This window comes from Geobacter sp. (assembly GCF_027327745.1).
Lineage (GTDB): Bacteria > Desulfobacterota > Desulfuromonadia > Geobacterales > Geobacteraceae > Geobacter.
This window is the reverse complement of record NZ_DAHVYG010000009.1, coordinates 19,717-43,207: the sequence shown is the minus strand read 5'-3', so window position 1 is coordinate 43,207 and position 23,491 is coordinate 19,717. Positions and strand designations below refer to the sequence as shown.

The window sequence follows — 23,491 nt, the reverse complement described above, 5'->3', positions numbered from 1 at the left end:
ATGGACGAGCTGAAGCCGATGACCGCCGAGTCGGTCCGGGAGATCCTGGAGGAGGCGGGTGCACAGGTGATGGCCCGCTCGGGGCGGAGCGAGAGCTACGGCGCCCCGCGGGATTTCTCCTTCGAGGTGAAGGCCCTCTTCGGGAACGGGATGGGGCTCCACATCGTGGCACGTCAGTTCAACTACCGCGACCCCTGGGAGGTGGCCGGCCGGGTGAACGACCTGGTGGACGTCTCGCTCATGCGGGACGGGGCGTACTCCCCCCTTCCGAAGGGATACCGCTGGTTCCAGGGGCGCGACCTGGAGGAGGGGGTCGACGAGGGAACCCTGCGGAAGATCGTCGCCTGCGTCCGGGAGGTGAACCCCAAGGTCTACCTCCTCCAGGAGCTGACCGGGGAGCGGTAGGGAGACGGATGGATCCTCCCACGGTTGGAATCGGGTTGTTTTTCGCTGTGTTGCATTGAAACTGCCCTCATTCTTTGATATCTCTTTTAGGGGCACACCCTTCGACCGGCGGGATCGAACCGGAGGTTGTCGCTGGTGTGCCGTGCAATAACATCCGGCAGTGAAAAGGAGGAGGCTATGTGGAAGAGGCGACTGGCGGCAGTTGCGGTGGTGGCGGGGGCGGGACTGGCGGTTTCGATTCCGGTCCTTTCCACGGCGGCCAAGGGGAAACCCGCCGCCAAGGTGAAGGATGACGGCCGGGAAGCCTGCTACGGCTGTCACGACGAGATCAGGGGGATGAAGGAAGGGTCGAGGCACGCGAAGCTCGCTTGCGGGGTGTGTCACGACAAGCTCAAGGAGCACCTGGCCAGCTACGAGAACAAGCCGGTGACGAAGATCGACGCCGCTCTCTGCGGTTCGTGCCACCGGGACGAGTACGAGAGCTTCCTCAAGGTGAACTACGAATCCCAGGCCCGCAAGGAGAAGGGGGTGCCGGCCGGCCGCTCGCCGATGATGGACAAGCTGCTGGCCCCCTACGGCTTTACCTTCGAGCACAACGAGCCCCGCGGCCACGCCTTCATGGTCACCGACCAGTTCGTGGTGGACCGTTTCGCCGCCGGCCGCTTCCAGTACAAGAAGGGGTGGTTTGCCGTCGACAGCGTCGGCAAGACCTGGGACATCCTGGAGGACAAGGGGCCGCACTTCAAGATGGCCGAGACCGCCAAGGCGGGGAACCCGACCTGCATCCAGTGCAAGACCTCCGACCATATCCTCAAGTGGAAGTTCATGGGGGATAAGGACCCGCGGGCCAAGTGGGACCGGACCTCCGACGTCATCGCCGTGGCGAAGGATACCCAGAACCCGATGGGGTGCATCCACTGCCACGACCCCCATGGCACCCAGCCGCGCGTCGTGCGTGACGCCCTCATCCAGGCCATCGACGAGAAGGGGTCGAAGATGTTCGCCGACAAGAGCGGCAAGACCGACCTGAAGGTGATCTCCTTCCGCGACGGCTTCCGCAAGATCGGGGTCATGCAGAAGGCCGACTCCCGCATGATGTGCGCCCAGTGTCACGTGGAGTACGCCTGCGGCGCCGGCTTCCAGTTCAGCGACGGCAAGCCGGTCAAGTACGAGGACCAGCGGACGAACCACATGCCGCTCACCGGTCCGAAGGAGATCCTCGAACATTACAGGAAGCAGCAGGATTTCTTTGACTTCAGGCATGCGGTGACCGGGGCGCGGCTCGTCAAGCTCCAGCATCCCGAGGCCGAGACCTTCGCCGGCAGCGTCCACGACCGGGCCGGCGTAAAGTGCGCCGACTGCCACATGCCGGTTCTGAAGAACAGGCAGGGTAAAAAGTACACCTCCCACATGGTGATCAAACCGAAGGACCACGTGAAGGAGGCCTGCCTGCGCTGCCATCCCCAGTACACGTCGGAGCAGAAGCTCTACCAGATCCAGGCGATCCAGAATTACATCCGGGGTAAGATGCACAAGGCCGAATACTGGCTCGGCCAGCTGATCGACACCTATGCCGTCGCCAAGCGGTGGGGGGTCGACGAGGAAACCTTGGCCAAGGCCCGGGAGAAGCACGAAGAGGCCCATGTCCTCTGGGAGTGGTGGACCGCCGAGAACAGCGACGGCTTCCACAACCCGGGGCTGGCCCGGGAGACCCTGACCGCCTCCATCGCCACGTCCAAGGAAGCGGTGGCGTTGCTGAACAGGGCCATCGAGGCGAAATCGGGCGCCGCCAGGGGGGCAGAGCCGAAGAAGCAGTAAGTGCAGGAGCATGCAGGAACCGGCCCGGGTCTTTGCCGAGACCCGGGCTTTTCTGCGACAGGGACCGCCATGACGAAGCGCCGCCGCACCTCCATTTCCCTCAGCTATGCCATCCTGATCCTCCTTCTGGTGGTGACCGCAATCTCGCTCTGGCTCAATCTCCGCCACGCCTCCCATCACCACGAGGAGCTGGCGGCCCAGATGGGCCGGACGCTCCTGCGCTCCATCATCGCCACGAGGCAGTGGAACGCGGAGCATGGCGGCTTCTACCTCCCCGTTTCCGACGTGATCCGTCCGAACCCTTACCTCAGGGACCCCCATCGTGACATCGTCACCACGGAGGGGATGCGGCTCACGAAGATCAACCCCGCCTACATGACCCGGCTTCTGGCCGACGAGCTTCACAAGGGGCAGGATGTCCTGATCCACATCACGAGCCTTGAGCCGGTGAACCCCGGCAACCGCCCGGACCGGTGGGAAGAGCGGGCCCTGACCCGCTTTTCCGGAGGCGAAGCGGAGGTCTGGTCCATCGAGCCGGGTAAGGAGGGAGGTTGTTTTCGCCTCATGACGCCGCTGCGGTCGGACGCGGCCTGCTTTCACTGCCACAATATGACCGAAACCCGCAGGCCGGGAATGGTGCTGGGGGGGATCAGCGTTTCCTTTCCCTACGCCCCCTTCGGCCGGGCGTATGCCGTGCAGCGGACCCAGATCATCGTCATCCACTCCCTCTTCTTCCTCCTTGCCATGGCGATCCTCGTCGTCTTCAGCCGGGTGAACGGCGACCTGAAACGGGAGATTGCGGACCGGAGCAGGGCCGAGGAGCGGGCGCGCGCCGCCAACGTCGACCTGGAGCGGCGGGTGGCGAAACGGACGGCGGCCCTGGAAGCCGCCAACCGCGAGCTGGAGGCCTTCAACTACTCGGTTTCCCACGATCTGCGTTCTCCCCTTACCTCCATCGACGGCTTCGGCAGGATCCTCCTGGAGGACTACGGCGAGCGGCTCGACGGGAAGGGGAAGGAGCACCTGGAGCGAATCATCGCCGCCGGCCGGCAGATGAACCTCCTCATCGAGGCACTCCTCTCCCTTGCCCGCCTCGGACGCGAGGAGATCCGCCGGGAAACGGTCGATCTCTCCGTCCTGTTCGCGACGGTTGCCGACGAGCTTCGTTTCCGCTTCCCGGAGCGGCGGGTGGAGCTGTCGATCGGAGATCTGATGGTGGTGCGGGGAGACCGGCGCCTGCTGCGGGCGGTGGCGGAAAATCTCCTCGGCAATGCCTGGAAATACACCGGCAAGCGGGAGGATGCGGTGATCGAGGTGGGGAAACGGGAGATGGAGGGGGAGACGGTCTATTTCGTGCGCGACAATGGCGCCGGCTTCGACCTGGCGCGGGCGCACCGGCTCTTCTCCCCTTTCGAGCGCCTTCACCGGCGCGACGAGTTCGAGGGGAGCGGCATCGGCCTTGCCACGGTGCGCCGCATCATCGAACGTCACGGCGGCGAGATCTGGGTCGAAGCGGAGGAGGGAAAAGGGGCCACGTTCTTCTTCACCCTCGGCGAAGGGGAGTGAGGCGGGTGTGAAATAACGCGACCCCGCCGGCTGGATGCCGACGGGGTCGCGTTGGGTGGTGAAAGGAGGTTCCGTCCCTGGAACCGAGGGGGCGGAGGTGCCCAATAAAAATTAATGTGACGTTTTTTACGAAAAAGATGGCGCGATGTCAAGCGAAAAATGGGTGAGATCACCCGCTAGGAGCCCCTAAGTCCGACGGGCTCCTAGTCGCGCCGTTTCTTCCCTCCCGCGTGCCCGGCCCCCTTGCCGGGTCTGCGGCCCCCTCCCCCCGGCGGGTGGGGTTTCTGTTTCTGGGGTTTCGCCTCGCTGACGGTGATGATGCGGTCCTTCAGAAGGGCGCCGTCCAGGGTGACGATCGCCTCCTTCGCCTCCTCGGCGGTCGCCATCTTCACGTAGCCGCATCCCTTGGACTTCTTCGTCTGGGGGTCGGTGATCAGGTGGACCGAGACGACGGTCCCCGCCACGGCGAAGAGCCGCTTCAGATCCTCCTCCGTTGCCTCGTACGACATGTGCCCCACGTACAGTTCTCTTCCCATGGTCTTCCTCTCCGCGCCATCCCCTTTGCTCCGGCAGGTGGCGATCCGTTGTCGCTGTCGTTTCGCCGATAGTACCAGATTGGCGGGGCGGCGGATACCGTTTTGCCGCAGCTACATCCCCCCGTTCACCAGCTCCACGATTTTGCCGCGGATCCGGTCGGGGGGGAAGACGAAGTCCACGGCGCCGGTCTGGGAGGCTGCCTTCGGCATGCCGTAGATGGCGGATGATTTCTGGTCCTGGGCGATGGTAGTACCGCCGATCTCCTTGATGTGGCGGAGCCCTGCGGCCCCGTCCTTTCCCATGCCGGTGAGCACGACGCCGATGATCTTTCCCCGCAGCGGCCTGCTGAGGGATTTCATCGCCACGTCGGCGGAGGGCTGGACGTAATTGACCCGCTCCCCTTCCCGCAGGATGATCCTCCGGTTTCCCTCGAAGGTCAGGTGATAACCGCCGGGGGCGAGGTAGATGCGCCCCGCCTCCAGGTATTCGCCATGCTGAGCCAGGGCCACCGGCATGGAGGCGACGGCGTCGAGCCCCCTGGCGATCAGCCGGTCCATCCCCGGGGGGATGTGGAGCACGATGACGACGGCGGCCTCCAGGGGGGGCATCCCGGAGAAAATCTCCCTGAGGGTGATGGGGCCGCCGGTGGAGACCCCGATGACCACGAGCCGGTTGTTAAACATGGCCCGCGTTTCCGGCGCCGAGAAGGGTTAGGTAGTACGTGACCGCGTCGAGCAGCGCCTGGGGGTCGAAGGGTTTGGTCAGGTAGTCGATGACGTACTCCTGAAGCCCCTCCATCCGCTCGTCGGGCTCGTCCAGGGCCGTGAGCATGATGATCGCGTTTCCCGCGTGCAGCCCCCTCCTCACTATCTCGCGGATGGTGTCCCAGCCGTCCATGCGGGGCATCATGACATCCATCAGGATCACCCCCCGAAACCCCGCCGCCAGCTGGCGGAGGCACTCTTCTCCGCCGGGGACGCAGAGGATCTTCACCTCCCTGGTCTGGAAGTAGATCTCCACCGCTTCCCGGATGAATTCCTCGTCGTCGACGAGCATTACCTGTGCGTCAGACATGTGCGGGCTCCTTATCTGAAATAGTGTTCGGTCCTGTCGGTAGGTGGGGGAGGGTGAACCGGATGGTCGTTCCTTTCCCCTTTCCGGCGCTCTCCGCCCAGATGCTTCCCTGGTGGTTCGCGATGATCCGGCGGCAGATGGCGAGGCCGAGGCCGGGACGGCCGAGTTCGTGGCGCGCCTCGTCTCCCCGGTAGAACTCGTCGAAGATCTGGTCAAGCTGTTCCGGTTCGAGGCCGATGCCGTCGTCGCGCACGGCAACCGCCACCACCCGGTTGTCCTCTGCGGCGCTGATCCGGATGACGCTCCCCTCGGGCGAATAGGAGACGGCGTTGGAAACCAGGTTTACGAAGAGCTCCTCGATCTGGGCCGGCACCCCCCGCACGACGAGGCCGGGGGGGACCCCGTTCTCGAAGCTGAGCCCTTTGCGTGCCAGGATGTCCGCCTCGTGGTCGAAGGCATCCTTCTGGCGGATGAGGCTCGACAGCCTCTGCTCCATGAGGGAGCGCTCGGTGATGTCCTGGGTGCTCCCCACCAGCCGGGTGCGCCCCACCGCCACGGGGTACGCCTCCCCCCTGGAGCGCATCACCCTGACCGCGCCGTCGGGGCGGATCAGGCGAAACTCGATTTCGTAACCGCTCTTCTCCCGGGCCGACCGTTCGATCGCCTCCCGGACGCGGGGGAGGTCGTCGGGATGGACCAGGGTGTAGAAGGTCTCAGGGCCGGGAACGGTCTCTTTCGGCGCAAGGCCGAAGATCCGGTAGAGGTTCTCCGACCAGGAGGTGTCGCCGCTTTCGAGCTCCCGCTGCCAGCTCCCCATCTGCGCCGTCTGCTGGGCGGTGTCCAGGTTGGCATTGGCGTTCTTCAGCCGCTGCCGCGAGACGAGGACGAAGACCACCAGGATGGCGAGGACCGCCATGAGGGCGGTGCCGATGAAGGCGTTGTTGTCCATCTCCCGGACGAGCTGGCGGATGTCCGGCGCATCCATCCGGACGACGACCGTGGCCACCGGCTTGCCGCCGATCCCCGTGAGGGGGCGCGAGAAGGTGATCACTCCCCGGCGCGGGTCCGGCGCCGTTTCGACCGCCGGGGCGCCGGATGGGCGCAGGGTAAGGGTGCTCCGGGTAAGCCGGGCCAGTTCGGCAACGGATGCGCCGTCCCAGAGGAATATCTGCCGTCAGGTATGTATCGGCAGGAACGGGCCGTTTCTTGAGCATGTAACTTGTTAAAAATAGTCAATTTTGTCTGTTCGTGGACCGCCTGCCGGTGGCGTCCGGGGACAGGGCTTTTGACGGCATCATCTCCCGGTGGTAGAGTGGTAGTGACTGCGCGCAAGGAGTGAAATGCCATGAACAGATCGATCATCGCCGCCGTACTGGCACTGAGCCTCGCCGTCCCCGCCGGGGCCGACAATACCCTCAAGGAAGGGGGGAAGGAAGTGGGCCAGGGGGTCAAGAAGCTCGGGAAGGAGACGGGGAAGGCGTTCAAGGAGGCGGGAAAGGAGACCGGCAAGGCCTTCAAGGAGGGGGGGAAGGAGGTCGGGCAGGGGTTCAAGAAGATGGGGAAGGAGACCGGCCGGGAAGCGAAAAAGGCCGGGCGTTCCATCGGCGAGTGGTTCCGGGACCTGGGGAGGAGCATCAGGAGGTTTTTCCGGGGCGAATAGCCCGGCGTAAAAAGGATTTGCCGCCGGGAAGGCGAAAATGCTATAGATGGAAAGTACCTGAAACCGCAGGGATCGCCCCTGCGGTTCTTTATTTTTCGCAAAAGGGAGCAAGAAAGGGCATGATCAGCGCATCCAACGTAACCCTCGGCTACGGCAAGAGGGTCCTCTTCAAAGACGTCAACATCAAGTTCACCCCCGGCAACTGCTACGGCCTCATCGGCGCCAACGGCGCCGGGAAATCGACCTTCCTCAAGATCCTCGCCGGTGAGATCGAGCCGGACAAGGGGGAGATCTCCGTGGGGGCCGGCGAGCGGATCGCGGTGCTGCGCCAGGACCAGTTCGCCTTCGACGAGGAGACGGTCTTCAACACCGTCATCATGGGGCACGACCGGCTCTTCCGGGTGATGGCCGAGCGGGACGCCATCTACTCCAAGGGGGACTTCTCCGAGGAGGACGGCATCCGCTCCGCGGAACTGGAGGCGGAGTTCGCCGAGATGAACGGCTACGAGGCGGAGAGCGAGGCGGCGGTGCTCCTGAACGGCCTCGGCATCCCCGAGGAGCTGCGCCACAAAAAGATGAAAGAGCTGGAGCCGGGGGAGAAGGTGCGGGTGCTCCTCGCCCAGGCCCTCTTCGGCAACCCGGACGTCCTCTTGCTGGACGAGCCGACCAACCACCTGGACCTGAAGTCGATCACCTGGCTGGAGGACTTCCTCTCCCGCTTTCAGAACACGGTCATCGTCGTCTCCCACGACCGCCACTTCCTGAACCAGGTCTGCACCCACATCGCCGACATCGACTTCGGCGTCATCAAGGTCTACGTCGGGAACTACGACTTCTGGTACCAGGCGAGCCAGCTGAATCTCCGGCAGAAGCAGGAGGAGAACCGCAAGGTGACGGAGAAGGCCAACGAGCTCAAGGAGTTCATCCAGCGCTTCAGCTCCAACGCCTCCAAGGCGAAGCAGGCCACCTCCAGGAAGAAGCTCCTGGAGAAGCTGACCCTGGAGGAGATGCCGGTCTCTTCCCGCAAATACCCCTACGTGGTCTTCAAGCCGGAGCGCCCCTGTGGCGACATCATCCTGGAGCTCCAGGGGCTCTCCAAGGCGGTGGACGGGGTGCCGGTGCTGAACAACCTCACCCTCACCGTCCGCAAGGGGGACAAGATCGCCTTCGTCGGCGGCAACAGCCTCGCTAAGACCACCCTCTTCCAGATCCTGGCCGGGGAGCTGGAGCCCGATGCTGGCACCTTCCGCTGGGGGGTGACCATCACCACCTCCTACTTCCCGAAGGAGAACGGCGCCTATTTCGGGAACGACCTGAACCTCGTCGAGTGGCTCTGCCAGTACGCCCCTCCCGGCGAGGGGGAGACCTTCGCCCGGGGGTTCCTGGGCCGGATGCTCTTCTCCGGCGAGGAGGCGCTGAAGAAGACGGGGGTCCTCTCCGGAGGGGAGCGGGTCCGCTGCATGCTCTCCCGGATGATGCTCACCGGCGCCAACGCCCTCATCCTGGACGAGCCGACCAACCACCTGGACCTGGAGTCGATCACCGCCCTGAACAACGGGCTCATCACCTTCCCGGAGGTGATCCTCTTCGCCTCCCACGACCACGAGTTCGTCTCCACCGTGGCTAACCGGATCGTGGAGATCACCCCCGGCGGGGTCATCGACCGGGTGATGTCCTTCGACGACTTCCTGGAGGATGCCGGCGTGGCCCGGGAGCGGGACGAACTCTACCACGGCCATGTGGAGGCGAGCCTGTAGCGGAAGCAGGTAGACGGAAGGGCCGGCCGTCGTGCCGGTTAGGGGAGAGTGGAGGATCTACCCGTTCTGCGGCCGCATGAAGAAGTAGAGGAGAAGCAGCAGGGGAGCAGAGGAGAAGGCCGCCTCGAAATTGCCGAGGAAGAGCTGCCAGGTGCCGAAGGAGACCACGGCGAGGACGAAGGCGATCAGGAGAAGCGACAGCGTTTTTTTCATGGGTTTGATACTACACGGATGCCGGAAATATGGAAAGGGTTTCGGCGTCCGGCCGCTGGAGGGGCCGCTGCCGGGCTTCGCGGGAAAGGAGCTGATTGATGGAACGCAAAAAGGTCGTCGTCGGCCCCGAATCGGTGCGGATGCTGGAGCTCGGGCATCCCTGGATCATCGCCGACGCCTGCACGAAGAAGTGGCCCGCCGGCACGGCGGGGGAGCTGGTGGAGCTGGTGGACGGCAGCGGGCGCTTCCTCGCCACGGCGCTCCTCGACCCGGGGGAGCGGGTCGTGGCACGGGTCCTCGGTCGGGAGCGGCTCATCCTGAACAAAGAATGGCTCGGGAAGCGTCTGCGGGCGGCCCTGCGGCTGCGGGAGGCCCACGCCGGCCTCGACGACGGGACCGATGCCTGGCGGCTCGTGAACGGCGAGGGGGACGGCCTGCCGGGGTTGACGGTGGACCGCTACGGCGAGTACCTCATGGTGCAGCTCTACAGCGCAGCCTGGCGTCCCCACCTGAAGGCCCTGACCCGGGCGCTGGAGGAAGTGCTCCGGCCGGCGGGGATCTACGAGAAGAGCCGTCCCCGGAAGACCCGCGAGCTGGAGGCGGTGAGCGACACGAAGCGCTACGGCCGGCTCCTCTCCGGTACCCCGGCGCCGCCGCGCCTGCCGGTGCGGGAGAACGGCCTCACCTTCCTGGTGGAGCTGGAGCAGGGGCTGAACACCGGCCTCTTCCTGGACCAGCGGAAAAACCGCCGGGAGCTCATGGGGCGGGTCGCCGGCCGGCGGGTCCTGAACCTCTTCGCTTACACCGGCGCCTTCTCAGTGGCGGCCGCGGCGGCGGGGGCGAGCCTCGTCACCGGCGTCGACGCCGCACCCACCTACACCGACTGGGCGAAGGCCAATTTCGGCGCCAACCGCCTCAACCCGAAGCGCCACGAGTTTATCGTCGGCGACTGCCTCGACGTCCTGGAGGAGCTGCAGCGGCAGAAGAAGCGCTACGACATCGTCCTCATGGACCCTCCCTCCTTCTCCACCACCGCCAGGAGCCGCTTCACCACCCGGGGGGGGACGTCGGACCTGGTGGCGGCGGCTCTGCCGCTCCTGGAAGAGGGGGGGCTCCTCGTCACCTCCTCCAACCACCAGAAGGTGGACGTGGCCGACTACCTGAAGGAGCTGCGCCGGGGCGCCCTCCAGGGGGGGAGCGAGCTGCGGGTCATCTCCCTGAGCGGTCAGCCGGAGGATTTCCCCTATCCGGTCACCTTCCCCGAGGGGCGCTACCTGAAGTACGCGGTAAGCGTTAAGGGAGGAGGGCTCCCGCGCTGAGCCCGTTGGTCCGATTCCTGCTGGACGAGGGGAGGCACGGCACGACGGAATGCACTCCCCCCGGGCACCGAAGCCCGTCAGATGCCCCCTGACGGGCTTTTTCGCCCCGGGAAGGGAGGTGGCCGTCGTCACTGCCGATCATCGCGACGCCTGTTATTTAAGCAGCGGGCAAGGAGCAGACCATGAGAACGGCAGCCCCCGGCGACACCGTCGCCATCCACTACATCGGCACCCTCGACAACGGGCGGATCTTCGACAGCACCGTCGACCGGGGAGAACCCCTGGTCTTCACCATCGGCGCCGGCGAGGTCTTCGCGGCCCTGGAGCGGGAGGTCGTCGGCATGGCCGCAGGCCAGGCGAAGAACATCGTCATCACCGCCGCCGAGGCCTACGGACCCCGCCTGCAGGAGAACATCATTACGGTAGGGCGGGAGAGTTTCCCCGCAGGCGACCTTGTCGTGGGGAGGAGGGTGCAGATCGAATTCGGCGGGGGAGCGGAACGGGTGATGGTGATCACCGAGGTGACCGAGGCGACGGTGACCCTGGACGGCAACCACCCCCTGGCGGGGCTGGATCTCACCTTTGCCCTGAAGTTCGACAGGATTGTGTGAAAAAAAAGAGCCCCGGATCTCTCCGGGGCTCTTCGGTGCCAGTGGGCACGTCGTGCTTACGCTCTGGATACGTTGGCAGCCTGCAGGCCCTTCTGGCCCTTGACCACGTCGAACGTTACCCTATCGCCCTCAGCAAGGGACTTGAAGCCGTCGCCCGTGATGGCGGAGAAGTGGACGAACACGTCTTCGCCATTCTCCTGCTCGATGAACCCAAACCCCTTGCTGTCGTTGAACCACTTTACCGTACCGTTTACCATGTTCTTTCCTTCTCCTGATACTGCCGTGTTAGTTTGTCCGGGGGAATCCACAGACATTTCCTCACCCTACCAGTTTTCACTCCCCGATGTCCACGAATTAATTGCCTCCCCCGAAAAATATTTTTCCGGGGACCCCGTCGGCGCCGTTCTTTCCTGAACAAATCGCGATTTTTGCCGAAGGATAATGCAGGGGAACCCTCTTCATCAAACCGTGTATACTGTGTTTGACAAAACCGCTCCCTTCGGGGGCACGGGAAGGAGTCCGACACCATGAATGCGGCACCGGCATCCGGAAAGGCGCAAAGCGCGCAGCGGGCGGAGAACCGCCGCTGGCTCAAGGAGCAGATGAACCCCTATTTCTTCGTGGCCATGAAGGACGAGCCGGAGGCCCTGGGGCTCCTGACGCGGGAGCTCGGGATGCTGCGGCGCAACCGCCGCCTCATCCTGGCCGACCGGGAGAAATCCCTCATCATGGCGATGGTGAACCGGGCGGGGACCCTCTACGAGACCCTCCGCCGGCTCCAGGAGCGGGAGATCTCCTACGCCATGATCGCCCACTCCGACGACCCGATCCCGGGGCTCGGCGAGAACCTGGAGATCCAGCGGTTCGAGTTCGACCGAAAGAGCAACGATGAGATCAAGGCGGGGCTGGAGACGGTGCTCCCACTCGGGATCCGGCGAAAAGTGCTGGCGGCGGTGCGGAAGTTCTACCCCGACTTCGACCTGGCGGACTTCGACCGGCTGCTCTGGATCCTCTGGTTGAACAACGAAAACTACGTCCTGATCTCCCCCCCGCGCCGGGTGGCGCAGGTGCTCCGCCTCTACCAGGAGGGGAACCGCCGCGGCGGCCTCTACCTGGGCGTAGAGGAGATGGAGGAGAGCGGTGTGGGCCCCGAGTCGCGGGTTTTCTTCGCCGTGGGCAATCCCCCCCAGAAGGATTTCCTCCTGCAGGTGATGGAGGTCTTCAACCGCCTGGAGCTCGGCGTGAACCGCGCCTACTGCCTCACCGTCTCCAACGGCATCCATCCCTATTTCCTGGGGACGTTCTATGTGCGGCGCCGCGACGGCGGGGTGCTCGCCAAAGGATCGGAGCTCTTCAGCCGGCTCCAGCGGGAGCTCTCCACCACCCAGCTCCTGGCGACCCGCTCCCCCGCCTACCGCGAGTTCGTCGCCAGCGGTCTCATGAACGGCGAGGACGCCACCCTCACCAACGCCTTCATCGCCTTCTGCCATTCGAACCTGGGCCACAACCAGCCCGACCGCTTCGGGGTCGACGACGTGCGCGACGCCTTTCTCGCCCACCCGGAGATCGCGCTCCAACTGGGAGCGCTGTTTCGCTCCCGCTTCGACCCCGCCGTGGCGGAGCGGTCGGCGGCATACGAAAAGGCGCTCGCCGGGGCGCGGCGCGAGGTGGCGGAGTACAACACCGGACACCGCCACCTGGACGAGGTGCGGCGGACCATCTTCCGCTGCTGCCTCACCTTCATCACCCACACCCTGAAGAGCAACTTCTTCGTGCTGGAGAAGCAGGCCCTGGCCTTCCGGCTCGACCCGGCCTACCTGGCGGAGCTCGGTCCCGATTTCACCGCCGATCTCCCGCAGGCCGTGCCGTTCCGGATAACCTTCTTCTTCAGCCGCTACGGTTTCGGCTACCACATCGGCTTCTCCGACATCGCCCGGGGGGGGTGGCGCACCGTCATCTGCCGCACCCCCGACGACCTCGTCACCAATGCCACCACCCTCTTCCGCGAGAACTTCGTCCTGGCCCACACCCAGCACCTGAAGAACAAGGATATCTACGAGGGGGGATCGAAGCTCGTGGTGCTCCTGGACGCCTCGGACCTGATGCGGGAGCGGGAACGGGAGCTGGAGACCTGGCGCCTCTACAAGCTCCAGTACGGCATCACCGGCGCCTTCCTCGACATCTTCGTCACCGATGGCGGCGTGGCCCGGCATCCGGCCGTGGTGGACTACTACCGGGAGGACGAGCCGATCGAGCTGGGCCCCGACGAGAACATGCACGACAACATGATCGAGACCATCGCCTGGATGTCGAAGCGCCGCGGTTACATGCTCGGCATCGGCATCATGTCCAGCAAGCGGGTCGGGATCAACCACAGGGAGTACGGCGTCACCTCCACCGGGGTGATGAAGTTCGCCGAGATCACCATGGAGGAGCTGGGGATCGACATCCGCCGGGAGCCGTTCACCGTCAAGTTCACCGGCGGCCCCGGGGGGGACGTGGCCGGCAACGCCCTGCGGATCATGCTGGAGCGCTGCCCCAAGGCGCGGATCCTCCTGATCCTCGACGGCACCGCGGCCCTCTGTGACCCGGCCGGCGCCGATCACGACGCGCTGCGCCGGATCGTCCTGCAGCAGGACCTGGACGCCTTCGACCCGGCGGCGCTCCACCCCGGCGGCTTCATCCTCTTCAGGAGCGGGAGCCGGCGCGAGGGGTTGCGGGAGCTCTACCGGAAGGTCTCCATGACCGAAGCGGGGCTCAGCGAGGAGTGGATCTCCCTGGACGAATTCTCCAAGGAGTTCGGCGAGTTGGTCTTCACCGCCCCGGCCGACCTCTTTATCCCGGCCGGCGGCCGCCCCGAGACCATCGACCGGGAGAACTGGGAACGCTTCCTCCTCCCCGACGGGACGCCATCGGCCCGGGCCATCGTGGAGGGGGCCAACTCCTTCATCACCCCCGAGGCCCGGATCGAGCTGCAGAAGAAGGGGATCATCGTCATGCGCGACGCCTCGGCCAACAAGTGCGGCGTCATCTCCTCCTCCTACGAGATCATCGCCAACCTGCTCCTCACCGAGAAGGAGTTTATGGAGCAGAAGGGGCGCTATGTGGCCGACGTCCTCCAGATCCTCGAAAAGCGGGCCGGCGACGAGGCGCGGCTCATCCTCAGACGCCGCCGCGAGCAGCCGGGCCTTCTCTGCACCGAGATCTCCGATTCGCTGAGCACCGAGATCAACGCCAACTATGCGCGGCTCTTCAGGTTCTTCCAGGGGCGCCCGGAACTCTGCCGGCAACCCCTCTGCCGCCGGGCGATCCTGGCGCACCTGCCGCGGATCATCGTGGAGGAGCCCCGCTTCCGCCGCCGCCTTGCCCGGCTGCCGCAGAAGTACCTCTCGGCCATCCTCGCCGCCGAGATCGGCTCCTCCATGGTCTACAGGGACGACCGGGAGGCGGAGTTCGAGGACCTGATCCGGCTTCACCTGGCGCGGAACTTCCCGGCGGCGGAGTAGGGAGGCGCCGGGTCAGCGGCCCTGTTACGCAATACCCAGCAGTTTCATTTTCTCCCAGAGGGTCTTGCGGGAGATCCCCAGGAGCCGTGCGGCCTCACCCTTCCTGTTGCCGGTGGCGCGCAGGGCCTCTTCGATGGCGGTTTTTTCCTGGGAATGGACACTCTCGGCCAGGGAGGGGGCGCCGGCAGGGTGGGCGGAGGGGAGGACGGCCGCAGGACGGGGAGCGGTGAATTCCAAGGGGAGGTCTTCCCGGCCCAGCGTGCTGCCGAGGGAGAGGGCCACGGCCCGCTCGATGGCGTTTTCCAGCTCCCGGACATTGCCCGGATAGCCGTACTCCAGGAGGGCCTTGCGGGCCTCCGGGGCGATCTCCATGACCGGCTTGTGCATCTTCTCGGCGAAGCGGTTCAGGAACTGCCGGGCCAGGGCGAGGATATCCTCGCGCCGCTCCCGCAGTGGGGGTAGATGTATGGGTATGACGTTGAGGCGATAGAAGAGGTCATCCCGAAACCTCCCCCTCTCCACCTCCCGGCGCAGATCCCGGTTGGTTGCGGCGATGATCCGCACGTCGACCCGGATTTCCCGCGTGCTCCCCAGCCGCTCCACGGTCCTTTCCTGGAGCACCCTGAGGAGTTTGGCCTGGGCCGCCAGGGGCATCTCCGCGATCTCGTCGAGGAAGATGGTCCCGCCGTGGGCCTGCTCGAACTTGCCCTTGCGCTCCTTGATGGCGCCGGTGAACGCCCCCCTTTCGTGGCCGAAGAGCTCCGATTCCAGGAGGGTATCGGGGAGGGCCGCGCAGTTCACCTTGATCATGGGGTGGTCCTTGCGCTGGCTGTGCTGGTGGATGGCGCGGGCCACCAGCTCCTTGCCGGTTCCGCTCTCGCCGGTGAGCAGGATGGTGGAGTCGACAACGGCGGCGGCGTTGATGATCTGGAAGATGGGGCGCATGACGTCGCTGTTGCCGATCATGTCGCAGCAGCCGAATTCGGACAGGACCTGCTCGCGCAGGGTGAGGTTTTCTTCCTTGAGGCGCTCCTTCTCCGTGATGTCGCGGCTCACCATGAGGGTGCCGAGATAGTTTCCCTCCTTGTCGCGGATCGGGTAATAGCTGTTCTCGAAGATCTTTCCCCTTACCTTTATGACGTGGGTATGAAAGGGGAGGAGGCCGCTCTTGAGAGCCCCCAGCATCTGCTGCACCCGCTCGGAGACATGGGGTGGGTGGGTGGTAAAGATGGTGAGGATATGGCGTCCCAGGTAGTCCTCCGCCCGGATGCCGCGGATCTTCTCCGCCGCCGCGTTGATGTAGGCGAAGCGGTCATCGGCGTCCAGAAAGACGATCCCTTCCCCCATGCTCGCAAGAATCGCCCGGTACACGGCGTGGTTCATGGTTTCCTTTTCAAAGCCCATACTCATCCTCGCGTCGGTTGAGGCTCTGGCAAAACTGCTGCGGGGCCGGTCTGCTTTGTTGCCGCTCGCTCGAAAGCTCAACGTACCAACGGGTACGCCTCGCTTCCTCGCTCGCTTGCGCCGTGCATCCCGGCCTCCTCATGACGTTTTGCAAGAGCCTCAGTTGTTCATGCATTTCACCGGGAGATCGACAGCTGCTGGCTGCGGGCAACCAGATAGTAGACGACCCCCAGCACCAGCAGGGTGCCTGCCAGAAAAACCTGGGTCTCCAGGGGGTCGTGACGCAGGGTCGAGATCAGGATCTCCCGGATGATGGCGATGATGACGACGCCGATGAATACCTGGATGTTGAACCGTCCCCCCTTCAGGCTCTTGATCTCGTTGTCCATGAGCTCGATCATCATCCAGAGGATCAGGAGGGTCCCCAGTGCGCCCAGTATCCCCTTCTCGACAGCCCCGCCGACGACATGGAATATCTCCCAGAAAAACAGCCCCACAACCGACAGCGACACCCCCACAAGGGCGAGCACCAGGATCAGGTTGAGGCCGTAGGTGAAGCGCTCCGTGGCCCGGACCAGGAGCGACTCGAACCGCTTCGAGATGAAGACCTTCTTCAGTTCCTCCTCGATGTAGGAGGCCGTCAGGATATCGAGGTTGATGTCGAGGATCTTTTCCACCGCTTCGGTTTTCTTCCGCCGCTCATCCCGGTCGGGGAAGTTCTCCCGGATCATGCCGACGGCAAAGCGGCGCACCTGCTGCATGGCCGCGTTCACGAAATGGGCATCGAGCCCGATTCTGACGTGGACATGGCCGACCCGCTGGAGATTGTGGTGGTACTGGTTGTCGTAGACACCGCAGAAGAGGTTCACGAACCACCCCCCGTGGCTCAGCTTGAGCCTCTGGATCTGGGCTTCGTCCTGGAGGAACGCCGCCGTCTCCGGAATGCCGAGGAGGTAGTCGTAAAAGTCCCGGATCATCCGGTCCCGGTTCTCCTTGGCTATGGGGAGGAGCGACTTCAGGGTCTCGGCATCCTCATCGCTGAAGAGGTAGTGGGACTTGATCTGCTGGATGGTGTACATCGAGATCGCTCCGGTTCACGGCGGCCAGCTGCTCCCGCCCGGGGGAAGACTTTCGTTTTCATTGATTATACCGTTTTTAATTATACTGTCACATTTGCTGCCAGTAGCAGGTAAAGGGGGCGGGGTGGGAGGGTCGGGCGTCACAGCTTGTTGACGATGAATTCCGGGAACAGGGTGGGGGACTTGGCGGTGGAGGAGATCCGCAGCGCTTTCAGCCTGTCGTAGTACCGGTGCACATGGTTCAGCGTCACGTTCCCCGCTTCGTTGTACTTCCTCTTGGCGGCCGCAAGGCCCGCTCTGCGGCCGAAGACGAAGATGTCGAGGAGCGAGTTTCCCATGGCCCGGTTCCTGCCGTGGATCCCCCCTGCCGCCTCGCCGGCGGTGAAGAGGTTTCTGACGGTGGTCTCCCCCTTCTCGTCGATGAGAATGCCGCCGTTCTGGTAGTGGAGGGTGGGATAGACCAGGAGGGGCTGCTTCGAGATGTTGATCCGGACCCGCATGAAATGACGGTAGAGGGAAGGGAACCGCCCCTTGAGGAACCCCTTCCCCTGGGTCTCTTCGAGGAGCGGGGTGTCGAGCCAGACCCCCTTGGCCCCGGAGAGGGTCCCGACGCCGTTGCCCCGTTCGCACTCCCTGATGATGGCCGCGGCGCAGGCATCCCGGGTCTCCAGCTCGTTTATGAACCGCTCCCCCTTGGCGTTCACCAGGTGGGCGCCGAGGCTTCGGAGCGCCTCGGTGACCAGCACCCCCACCATGTGCTCGGGGAACATGACCCCCGTCGGGTGGTACTGGAACGAATCGACCCCTTCGAGCCGGACCCCGGCCCGGTAGGCGAGGACGAGGGCGTCCCCCGTGGCGCCGAAGTTGTTGGAGGTGGGAAACCCCTGCATGTGGAGCCTCCCCGAGCCCCCGGTGGCCAGGACGACCGCCCGGGCCCGGACGACGAAATGCCGCTTCCTCCCCAGGTCGTAGAGGACCGCGCCGTTGCACTCGCCGAACTCGTTGGTGGTGAGCTCCACCGCCGGCGAAAACTCGAAGACGTCGATCCCCTCCACCTGCCGGATCTGGTCCTTCAGCACCTTCATGATGTTCAGGCCGGTATAGTCTCCGATGCAGATGATCCTCGGGGCGCTGAGCCCCCCGCCCCCCTTGACGGCAAGGTTCCCCTCCCCGTCCCGGTCGAAGTCGACTCCGAGATCCAGGAGCCACTGGACGATTCTCGGCCCGTCCTCCACCATGGTCTTCACCAGTTTCCGGTTCCCGGCAAACTTGCCGGCAGCCATGGTGTCGGCGAAGTGGCGAACCGGGGAGTCGCTTTCGTGGACCGAGACCTGCATCCCCCCAAGGGCCATGATGGTATTGGAGTTGCCGAGCCGCAGCTTGGTGGCGAGGACCACCCGCGCCCCCATCCCCTCGGCGAAGAGGGCGGCGGTCACCCCCGCCCCCCCTCCCCCCAGGACCAGGACGTCGGTGTCGTATTCGGGCCGAAGATCAATCTTCGAGTGGTCCAGGTCGCTGAACGCCTCCAGGAGGTCGGCGATCTCGTGGGTCGTCCGGTCTCCCCGGTTGACGCCGACCCGAAGGTTCCTGAAGGCGGCTTCCCGGTAATCGGGATGGTAGCGGGCGAGAAGCGCCTTCAACTCCTCGGCGGAGAGCCTCTCGATGGCCTCCCCCTTCCTCTTCTCCCGGGTCCCGTCGACGATGTCGATGAGGTCGCACATAGCCTGAGGGTACATACTTATCTCCCCACCATGGATGCACAGAACTCCTTGAGGGCCTCGTCGTCCATGGCGGCGACCCTGCTCCACTCCCCGTCGTACCGGAACGACTCGATCTCCTCCAGCCGGTTCCCGAGGTTTGGAGGGGAGGGGCGCTCTCTGGCCAGTGCCCTCTGGATGTAGAGGGCCACGTAGTGGGGGGCGATGTTCTTCGGGCAGCGGGAGGCGCACAGACCGCACATGATGCAGTCCGTCACGTGGGCTGCCGCCGATTCATAGTCGCCAGCCATGGCAGCCCTCATGACGCCGGCCACGTTGATCCATTCGGGGCAGATGTTGCAGGCCCTGCAGTCGTTGCAGGTGTAAAGCTCGTCGTAGAGCTCCTTCAGCTTTTCAAGGGGGTTTTCCATCGCCTCCAGGGAATAGCGGGCGGCCCGGCAGGGGAAGCAGGGGATCATGATGACGTTCATCCCCTCCTCGATCACCTTCTGGCAGCCGAGACCGAACCTGACCTTCTTGCTCTCCTTCTCGATGAAGGCGACGGTGCAGGCGCCGCAGAGGCCCGAGAGGCAGCCGATCCCGCGTTTCACGTCATGGCCCGTGTCCCAGAGGGCCTCGATGACGGTGAGGCCGGCGGGGACCTTGATCTTGCGCCCTTCCAGTTCAACGGTGATGATGGCGTCGTCTCCCTTCATGGGACCTCCCAAGTGTTTATCTTACGGACCTCCCATCTCGAAGTGGCGGTCCAGGAGCTGGATCTCCACCTCGCTGCCGGCGGCCAGGGCGGCATCGGGGGAGAGCTTCACGAGCCCGTTGCCGCTGGTGAGGGAGGAGAGCCGCGCCGAGCCCTGGTCGCCGGTGGCGGCCACCTGGTAACGCCCCTCCGCGAGGCGGACCGCGACCCGCACCAGGTGGGGACGTTCACCCCGGTTCCTGATGGGCTCGGTGAGAATCCCCCGGACCACGGGCCGGAAGATCTGGGTGTGCCCCATCATGGTCAGGAGGGCCGGGCGGACGAACTGCTCGAAGGCGACCATGGCCGCCACGGGGTTCCCCGGCAGGGCGAAGACCGGCTTCTCCCGGACCATGGCGAAGGCCACCGGCTTCCCGGGCTTCATGGCCACCTTCCAGAACCTGATCTCCCCCCCCAGGTCCAGGAGGGCCTCCCGGACGAAGTCCCTGTCCCCCACCGAGACGCCGCCGGTGGTGATGAGGAGATCGGCCTGGAGCCCCTCGCCGATCTTGCGGCGCGTCTCCTCCCGGTCGTCCCGGGCGATCCCGAGCATGACCGGCTCTCCCCCCGCCTCCAGGATCTGGGCGGCGATGCTGTAGCTGTTGCTGTTGATGATCTTTCCGGGCTGCGGGATGGAGCCTGGCTGGAGGAGCTCGTCGCCCGTGGAGAGGACGCCGCACCGGGCCCTGCGGAAGACCTGGGCCGCGGTCCGTCCCAAGGAGGAGAGCATCCCGATCTCCTGGGGGCGAAGCAGCGCCCCCGCCGGGATGACGCGGGTGCCGGCCGTCACGTCCTCGCCCCTGCGGCGGATGTGGTCCCCCTGGCGGACCTCTACCCGGAGGGAGATCCGCTCTCCCTCCAGACGCACGTCCTCCACCGGCACCACCGTGTCGCAGCCGGGGGGGATCGGGGCGCCGGTCATGATCTTGACCGCGCACTCCTTGGGGACCGGCTCATCACGGGATGCGCCGGCGTGGACAACATCGCAGACCGCAAGGGGGCCGGCGGCCAGGGAGGCGAAGGCGAAGGCGTAGCCGTCCATGGCCGAGTGGTCGGCGCCCGGGATGTCCCAGGGTGAGACGACATCCTCGGCGGCCACGCGTCCCAGGGCCTGCAGGAGGGGGACCTCCTCGCCGCCCAGGGGGTGGATGGATGACAGGATGATGTGACGGGCTTCCTCAATGGTGATCATGGCGGTGCTCCCCGGGGGCGGATGAATCGGCGGCGGCCCGCTTCGGCGCGGGAAGCGGGCCGCAAGCCATGGATGTATGCATGGATCAGCAGTGGACTTCGGCGTTCTTGCGCGAATAGTACCACCACGTAAGCACGATGCAGCTCGCGTAGAAGGCGATGAATCCGTAGAGGGCCGTCTGCGGGCCGCCGGTCATGGTGATCGCTGTGCCGAAGCTCTTGGGGATGAAGAAGGCGCCGTAGGCGGCGATCGCCGAGGTGAAGCCGAGCACGGCGGCCGCTTCCTTCCCGGCGTCCTTGATCGCCTGCTCTTTTGCCGCTTCTCCCTTCCCTTCCGCCTCCCGCTGCCGCTCGGTCAGAAAGATTATCGGGATCATGCGGAAGGTGGAGCCGTTGCCTATCCCGGTGGTGGCGAAGAGGAGGATGAACATGGCGAGAAACCCCCAGAAGTCCCCGCCGGTGCCGTCGTGGGGGAGGAACGCGAGCACCCCGACCACGGCCCCGGCCATGAGTATGAAGTTCCAGAAGGTGACCCGTGCACCGCCGAGCTTGTCGGCCAGCCACCCCCCCACCGGCCGGATCAGGGCACCCACCAGGGGGCCGAGGAAGGCGTACTTGACCGGGTTGACGCCGGGAAACTGGGACTTGGTCAGAAGGGGGAGCCCCGCGGAGTAGCCGATGAACGAACCGAAGGTGCCGAGGTAGAGCCAGCACATGAGCCAGTTGTGCTTACGCCGGAAGATGACCGCCTGATCCTTGAAGGAGGCCTTGGCGCTGGCGATGTCATTCATCCCGAACCAGGCGGCAATGGTGGAGACGAGAACGAACGGAACCCAGATGAAGGCGGCATTTTGCAGCCACATCGGTTTGATCTGCGCCCCGATGACGCAGACTTGGGCGGGGCCGCAGATGGCGGCGAACGTGCCGGTGCCGATCACCAGCGGCACCAGGAACTGCATGCCGCTCACCCCGAGATTACCGAGGCCGGCGTTGAGCCCCAGGGCGGTCCCCTTCTGCGCCTTGGGAAAGAAGAAGCTGATGTTGGCCATGCTGGAGGCGAAGTTGCCGCCGCCGAAACCGCACAGAATGGCCAGGATCAGAAATGTCGAGTAGCTCGTGGTGGGATCCTGCACGGCCAAGCCGATCCCCACGGCGGGAATCAGGAGCGACGCGGTGCTGATGGCGGTCCACTTGCGCCCGCCGAAGATGGGCACCATGAACGAGTAGAAGATGCGGAGCGTCGCGCCTGAGAGCCCCGGGAGCGCCGCCAGCCAGAAGAGGTGGTTGGTGTCGTACTTGAAACCGATGAGGGGAAGATTCACACAGACCACGCTCCAGACCATCCAGACGGCAAATGCCAGGAAGAGGCAGGGGATGGAGATCCAGAGATTGCGGGTGGCGATGGCCTTCCCCTTTGTTTCCCAGAAGGTCTTGTCTTCCGGGTTCCACTCCGTCAACACATGGGATGACATCTTTCTTTCTCCTTCCATTACGGGCGATCGCTTTCCTTCCGTTAACACACGCGGTGGCATCTTCTCTCTCCTTTCGTTGAAATTGGCCGGTTATTCCAATATGTCCGCAGCCTTCAGCTTGCGAGGGGCTTTTTCCTTCTTCAGGGCCAGGTACATCCAGATGAGGGAGACGCAGGTGGAGCCGTAGAGGAGCATGAAGGCGGTGCTCCGGACACCGGTCAGATCCACCAGCGCGCCGAACATGATGGGGAGGACGAACCCGCCCAGTCCTCCCACGAGCCCCACGATGCCGGAGATGACGCCGATGTTGTGGGGATACTCGTCGGAGATGTGCTTGAACACCGACGCCTTGCCGAACCCCCAGGCGATCCCGACCACGAAGAGCAGGGCGGTGAAGAGCCAGACGTTGAGGCCCAGGTTGAGCGATACGGGGCCGTTGGTGGTGGTGACGACCAGGGCGGTCTTCGGCAGGGAGAGGAGGAAGAGGCAGCCGCCGGAGATCCACATGACCCAGCAGGTGACGGTGTGGGCGCCGAACCGGTCGGAGAGCCACCCCCCAAGGGCACGGATGACGCCGGAGGGAAGGACGAAGATGGCGGCCATCAAGGCCGCACTCCTGATGCCGAACCCGTACTCGTTGATGTAGTACTTGGTCATCCAGAGGGAGAGCCCCACGTAGCCGCCGAAGACGATGGCGTAGTACTGGCAGTAGCGCCAGACCCTCGGGTCTCTGAGCGCCGCCAGCTGGTCCTTGATGGTCACGGAAGAGCCGACCTTGTGGCTGTGCTCGGTGAAGGTGAAGAGCCAGAAGAGGAGGGCCGTGACGGTCATGGCCGCCGCATAGACCCTGGGGACCGTCTGCCAGCCGTAGGCCACCACCAGGGAGGGGGCGAGGAACTTGGTCACCGCCGCCCCCGCGTTCCCCGCGCCGAAGATCCCCATGGCGAGCCCCTGCCGGGCCTTGGTGAACCACCGGGCGGTGTAGCTGATCCCCACCGAGAAGGAGCCGCCGGCAAGGCCGATGAAGAGCCCCAGCAGCAGAAACTGCCAGTACTCCGTGGCGGCGCTCACCAGGTAGATGGGGATGATGGTGCAGAGCATCAGGACGAAAAAGACGACCCGCCCGCCGTACTTGTCGGTCCACATCCCGAGGGGGAGCCGGATCAGGGAGCCGGAGAGGATGGGGGTGGCGGCCAGGATGCCGAACTGGGTCTCGTTCAGCTTCAAGGCGCTCTTGATCGGGATGCCGATGATCGAGAACATCACCCACACCGCGAAGCAGACGGTAAAGGCAAAGGTATTCATCGTCAGCACCGATACCTGCCTCTGCCTGTGGGTCGCCATGGCGCGCTCCCTGATCTGGGTACCCCACGTTGCCACCGATGCCATCTTGTTCTGTTGCGTTTCCATGACGTCGTCCTCCGACTA

General features: G+C 64.9%; 21 protein-coding genes. 8 read left to right on the top strand and 13 right to left on the bottom strand.

From position 1 onward, the window contains the following. The 3 genes from M6689_RS02140 to M6689_RS02130 all read left to right on the top strand — a co-directional run bounded on the left by M6689_RS02140 (position 1) and on the right by M6689_RS02130 (position 3,789). Entirely contained in the window at positions 1-405 is a 405-nt protein-coding gene (locus M6689_RS02140) for a hypothetical protein (protein WP_298267259.1), read from the top strand. A gap of 177 nt (positions 406-582) precedes the next feature. Next, positions 583-2,223: an ammonia-forming cytochrome c nitrite reductase subunit c552 gene (locus M6689_RS02135; protein WP_298267257.1), complete on the top strand. Its 1,641-nt coding sequence runs from the start codon at positions 583-585 to the stop codon at positions 2,221-2,223. Positions 2,224-2,292: 69 nt separating this feature from the next. Continuing rightward, positions 2,293-3,789, top strand: a complete 1,497-nt coding sequence (locus tag M6689_RS02130; protein WP_298267255.1) for an ATP-binding protein — start codon at positions 2,293-2,295, stop codon at positions 3,787-3,789. Positions 3,790-3,992: 203 nt separating this feature from the next. Here M6689_RS02130 and M6689_RS02125 read toward each other — a convergent pair whose 3' ends face one another. The 4 genes from M6689_RS02125 to M6689_RS02110 all read right to left on the bottom strand — a co-directional run bounded on the left by M6689_RS02125 (position 3,993) and on the right by M6689_RS02110 (position 6,451). Then, positions 3,993-4,325 carry an RNA-binding protein gene (locus M6689_RS02125; RefSeq protein WP_298267254.1) on the bottom strand — a complete coding sequence of 111 codons (333 nt, stop codon included), beginning with the start codon at positions 4,323-4,325 and terminating at the stop codon, positions 3,993-3,995. Positions 4,326-4,436: 111 nt separating this feature from the next. Further along, the gene (locus M6689_RS02120) at positions 4,437-5,009 is read right to left on the bottom strand and encodes a CheB methylesterase domain-containing protein (RefSeq protein WP_298267253.1); all 573 of its coding nucleotides are present in this window, start codon (positions 5,007-5,009) and stop codon (positions 4,437-4,439) included. After that, entirely contained in the window at positions 5,002-5,400 is a 399-nt protein-coding gene (locus M6689_RS02115) for a response regulator (protein WP_298267252.1), read from the bottom strand. The genes M6689_RS02120 and M6689_RS02115 overlap by 8 nt, the downstream gene beginning before the upstream one ends. Continuing rightward, positions 5,393-6,451, bottom strand: a complete 1,059-nt coding sequence (locus M6689_RS02110; RefSeq protein ID WP_298267250.1) for an ATP-binding protein — start codon at positions 6,449-6,451, stop codon at positions 5,393-5,395. The genes M6689_RS02115 and M6689_RS02110 overlap by 8 nt, the downstream gene beginning before the upstream one ends. 294 nt (positions 6,452-6,745) lie before the next feature. Between M6689_RS02110 and M6689_RS02105 the strand changes: the two genes are divergently transcribed. Continuing rightward, on the top strand, positions 6,746-7,060 hold the full coding sequence (locus M6689_RS02105) for a hypothetical protein (protein ID WP_298267248.1): 315 nt from the start codon (positions 6,746-6,748) through the stop codon (positions 7,058-7,060). Between the two features lie 119 nt (positions 7,061-7,179). Further along, positions 7,180-8,817, top strand: a complete 1,638-nt coding sequence (locus M6689_RS02100) for an ATP-binding cassette domain-containing protein (protein ID WP_298267246.1) — start codon at positions 7,180-7,182, stop codon at positions 8,815-8,817. A gap of 57 nt (positions 8,818-8,874) precedes the next feature. On the opposite strand, the gene M6689_RS02095 is transcribed toward M6689_RS02100, so the two are convergent. Then, complete coding sequence (locus M6689_RS02095; protein ID WP_298267245.1) at positions 8,875-9,030, bottom strand: hypothetical protein; 156 nt, start codon at positions 9,028-9,030, stop codon at positions 8,875-8,877. Between the two features lie 98 nt (positions 9,031-9,128). Here M6689_RS02095 and M6689_RS02090 point away from each other — a divergent pair, with 98 nt between their 5' ends. Both M6689_RS02090 and M6689_RS02085 read left to right on the top strand, forming a co-directional pair. Next, entirely contained in the window at positions 9,129-10,349 is a 1,221-nt protein-coding gene (locus M6689_RS02090; RefSeq protein ID WP_298267244.1) for a class I SAM-dependent rRNA methyltransferase, read from the top strand. Positions 10,350-10,531: 182 nt separating this feature from the next. Beyond that, entirely contained in the window at positions 10,532-10,960 is a 429-nt protein-coding gene (locus M6689_RS02085) for an FKBP-type peptidyl-prolyl cis-trans isomerase (RefSeq protein WP_298267242.1), read from the top strand. A gap of 56 nt (positions 10,961-11,016) precedes the next feature. Here the strand turns inward: M6689_RS02085 and M6689_RS02080 are convergent, their stop codons facing one another. After that, the gene (locus tag M6689_RS02080) at positions 11,017-11,217 is read right to left on the bottom strand and encodes a cold-shock protein (protein ID WP_039740022.1); all 201 of its coding nucleotides are present in this window, start codon (positions 11,215-11,217) and stop codon (positions 11,017-11,019) included. 270 nt (positions 11,218-11,487) lie between these two features. Between M6689_RS02080 and M6689_RS02075 the strand changes: the two genes are divergently transcribed. Beyond that, positions 11,488-14,466 carry an NAD-glutamate dehydrogenase domain-containing protein gene (locus M6689_RS02075; RefSeq protein ID WP_298267235.1) on the top strand — a complete coding sequence of 993 codons (2,979 nt, stop codon included), beginning with the start codon at positions 11,488-11,490 and terminating at the stop codon, positions 14,464-14,466. A 24-nt stretch (positions 14,467-14,490) separates the two neighbouring features. Here the strand turns inward: M6689_RS02075 and M6689_RS02070 are convergent, their stop codons facing one another. The 7 genes from M6689_RS02070 to M6689_RS02040 form a co-directional block, all read right to left on the bottom strand. Further along, positions 14,491-15,870: a sigma 54-interacting transcriptional regulator gene (locus M6689_RS02070; protein WP_298267232.1), complete on the bottom strand. Its 1,380-nt coding sequence runs from the start codon at positions 15,868-15,870 to the stop codon at positions 14,491-14,493. A gap of 176 nt (positions 15,871-16,046) precedes the next feature. Next, a complete protein-coding gene (locus M6689_RS02065; protein ID WP_298267229.1) occupies positions 16,047-16,949 on the bottom strand; it encodes a protoglobin domain-containing protein in 903 nt (300 codons plus the stop codon). Between the two features lie 140 nt (positions 16,950-17,089). Next, on the bottom strand, positions 17,090-18,685 hold the full coding sequence (locus M6689_RS02060; protein ID WP_298267227.1) for an FAD-binding protein: 1,596 nt from the start codon (positions 18,683-18,685) through the stop codon (positions 17,090-17,092). A 2-nt stretch (positions 18,686-18,687) separates the two neighbouring features. Continuing rightward, entirely contained in the window at positions 18,688-19,362 is a 675-nt protein-coding gene (locus M6689_RS02055; protein ID WP_298267225.1) for a 2Fe-2S iron-sulfur cluster-binding protein, read from the bottom strand. A 21-nt stretch (positions 19,363-19,383) separates the two neighbouring features. After that, positions 19,384-20,592 (bottom strand): gephyrin-like molybdotransferase Glp, encoded by a 1,209-nt coding sequence (gene glp / locus M6689_RS02050; RefSeq protein WP_298267223.1) that lies wholly within the window; start codon positions 20,590-20,592, stop codon positions 19,384-19,386. An 85-nt stretch (positions 20,593-20,677) separates the two neighbouring features. Next, on the bottom strand, positions 20,678-22,063 hold the full coding sequence (locus M6689_RS02045; protein WP_298267221.1) for a NarK family nitrate/nitrite MFS transporter: 1,386 nt from the start codon (positions 22,061-22,063) through the stop codon (positions 20,678-20,680). 90 nt (positions 22,064-22,153) lie between these two features. After that, positions 22,154-23,407 (bottom strand): nitrate/nitrite transporter, encoded by a 1,254-nt coding sequence (locus tag M6689_RS02040; protein WP_366949715.1) that lies wholly within the window; start codon positions 23,405-23,407, stop codon positions 22,154-22,156. Positions 23,408-23,491 lie beyond the last annotated feature (84 nt).